The 2,329-nt window shown below is 59.1% G+C and carries 3 protein-coding genes; all 3 read left to right on the top strand.

Annotated features, from left to right (window positions below; all coding sequences use genetic code 11):
* Positions 1–83: 83 nt before the first annotated feature.
* On the top strand, positions 84–443 hold the full coding sequence (gene tnpB / locus APH44_RS28755) for an IS66 family insertion sequence element accessory protein TnpB (protein WP_003458507.1): 360 nt from the start codon (positions 84–86) through the stop codon (positions 441–443).
* Positions 444–462: 19 nt separating this feature from the next.
* Positions 463–1,977, top strand: a complete 1,515-nt coding sequence (locus tag APH44_RS28750) for an IS66 family transposase (RefSeq protein WP_082425862.1) — start codon at positions 463–465, stop codon at positions 1,975–1,977.
* Positions 1,978–2,083: 106 nt separating this feature from the next.
* Positions 2,084–2,329, top strand: a 246-nt coding sequence (sdhC, locus tag APH44_RS28745; RefSeq protein WP_054895653.1) for a succinate dehydrogenase, cytochrome b556 subunit, incomplete at its 3' end; no start/stop codon positions are given.

The raw sequence follows: 2,329 nt of genomic DNA, 5'->3' as shown, positions 1-2,329 counted from the left end.
GTATGCGCTCCATAGACCCCATATTCAACTGACCTCTCCGTATCCCGGATGCTGGGCTCCCTATTTTCCCGTGGAGTTCCGTCATGATGCGTCCCGACGCCAAAGTGCAGAAGGTCTATCTCTACCCAAAGCCCGTCGACTTCCGCAAATCCATCAATGGACTGGCCGCGCTGGTCGAGCTGGACATCAAGGTGGAGGTGTTCAACCCGGTGCTGTTCGTGTTCCTCAATCGCACGCGCAGCCAGGTCAAGATTCTCTACTGGGAGCGCAATGGCTTCTGCCTGTGGCTCAAGCGACTGGAAGCCGAGCGTTTCAAGACCAAACCCGATGCCGGTGACGAAGCCATCGAACTGACGGTCGACGAACTGAACTGGCTGCTCGACGGTATCGACCTGTGGCGTAACCGTCCGCATCAGGTTCTGACGCCGCGTTACGTGGCCTGAGCCGGTATAATCCGGCGCCATGAAATTTGGCGCCGACAACCTTCCCGACGATCCCGTCCTGCTCAAGGCTCTGATTCTGCAGTTGCAGGAAGAGAACGCCTTGCTGCGCCACAAGCTGTTCTCGCCCAAGTCCGAGCGCAGCCCTGAAGACGCCGACTCGCCGCAGTTGGCCATGTTCAACGAGGTCGAAGAGCTGATCGAAGCGGCCGCTGCGCCAAGCGAAGCCGAAGCCGAAGCCAAAGAAGTCGTTGCGCCGGTCAAGCGCCGTGGCAAACGCAAGCCGCTGCCGGCCAACCTGCCGCGTATGGAGGTCATCCATGAGCTGCCCGAGCACGAGCGCACCTGCGCCTGCGGTTCCTGCAAGCAGGTGATCGGCGAGGAGACCAGCGAGCAGCTGGAGATCATCCCGATGCAGGTGCGGGTCATCCGCCACATCCGCAAGACCTATGCCTGCAAGGCCTGTGAAACCGCGCCGGTCACCGCCGATAAACCGGCACAACTGATCGAGAAGAGCCTGGCCAGCCCCAGCGTGCTGGCGATGCTGCTGACCACCAAGTACGCCGACGGCATTCCGCTGTACCGCTTCGAAAAGATGCTCAGCCGCCACGGCGTCGACATCCCACGGCAGACCCTGGCGCGTTGGGTGATCCAAAGTGGCGAGCAACTGCAACCGCTGCTCAACCTGATGCGCGACAAGCTGCTGGACTACCCCGTGCTGCACTGCGACGAAACGCGCTTGCAGGTGCTGCATGAACCGGGGCGCGACCCCTCGGCACAATCCTGGATGTGGGTGCAAAGCGGTGGGCCGCCGGACAAGCCGGTGATCCTTTTCGACTACACAGCCAGCCGCGCGCAGGAGGTGCCGCTACGCCTGCTCGATGGCTACCGCGGCTACCTGATGACCGACGACTACGCCGGCTACAACGCCGTGGCTGCACGCGACGGCATCGAACGCCTGGGCTGCTGGGCGCATGCGCGACGCAAGTTCGTCGAAGCCCAAAAGGTGCAGCCCAAGGGCAAGACTGGGCGTGCCGACGTGGCGCTGAGCCTGATCAACAAGCTCTACGGCATCGAGCGTGACCTGAAGGACGCTGACCATAGCGAACGCCTCGACGTCCGCCAGCAACGCAGCCAGCCCCTGATCGACCAACTCAAGGCCTGGCTGGACAAAACCCAGCCGCAGGTCGCTGGGCAGACGGCCCTGGGCAAGGCGGTAAACTACTTGGCCAGAAACTGGAGCAGGCTGGTGCGCTACATCGAAGGCGGGCATCTACCGATCGACAACAACCGCGCCGAGAACGCCATCCGTCCCTTCGTCATCGGCCGCAAGAACTGGCTGTTCAGCGACACGCCGAAAGGCGCTACCGCCAGCGCGCAGATCTACAGCCTGATCGAAACTGCCAAAGCCAACGGGCAAGAGCCTTACGCCTGGTTGCGCCACATCCTTGAACGCCTGCCGACTGCCAGTAGCGTCGAGGATTACGAAGCGCTGCTGCCGTGGAACAGCTCGCCAGCTTCTGCCTCTGCTTCCTGAAAAAACCCGTCCGCCAGGACGGGGTTTATGGAGCGGTTACACAGCTGCTATGATGAATGAGATCGAAAACTGAAATCCCCCACTAGAATTGTTGACTGGAGTCAAAATGAATAAAAAGCGGCCGGTTAATCTTGATATTCGAACCATTCAGCTTCCTCTCACGGCGCTTACATCGATTCTGCACCGGATTTCAGGAATTATGCTCTTTATTTTTCTGGGACTGATACTGTATATGCTGAGCAAATCGTTGGAGTCAGAAAAGGGTTTTAATGAAGTCAAGGAGATTTTTTCTTCACCTTTCGGCAAAGTTAGTTTCTGGTTGGTATACTCTTCATTTATTTATCATCTCGTA

Origin of the sequence: Pseudomonas sp. NBRC 111143, assembly GCF_001320965.1 — a bacterium.
In the GTDB taxonomy this organism is placed as follows: Bacteria; Pseudomonadota; Gammaproteobacteria; order Pseudomonadales; family Pseudomonadaceae; genus Aquipseudomonas; species Aquipseudomonas machongensis.
Note: the sequence above shows the minus strand (reverse complement) of the source record. Positions and strands in the feature narration are given on the sequence as shown.

Bases quoted from the DNA above. Each gene is read 5' to 3' on its own strand.
- tnpB (WP_003458507.1), top strand. From the start codon at position 84: ATGATGCGTCCCGACGCCAAAGTGCAGAAGGTCTATCTCTACCCAAAG.
- APH44_RS28750 (WP_082425862.1), top strand. From the start codon at position 463: ATGAAATTTGGCGCCGACAACCTTCCCGACGATCCCGTCCTGCTCAAG.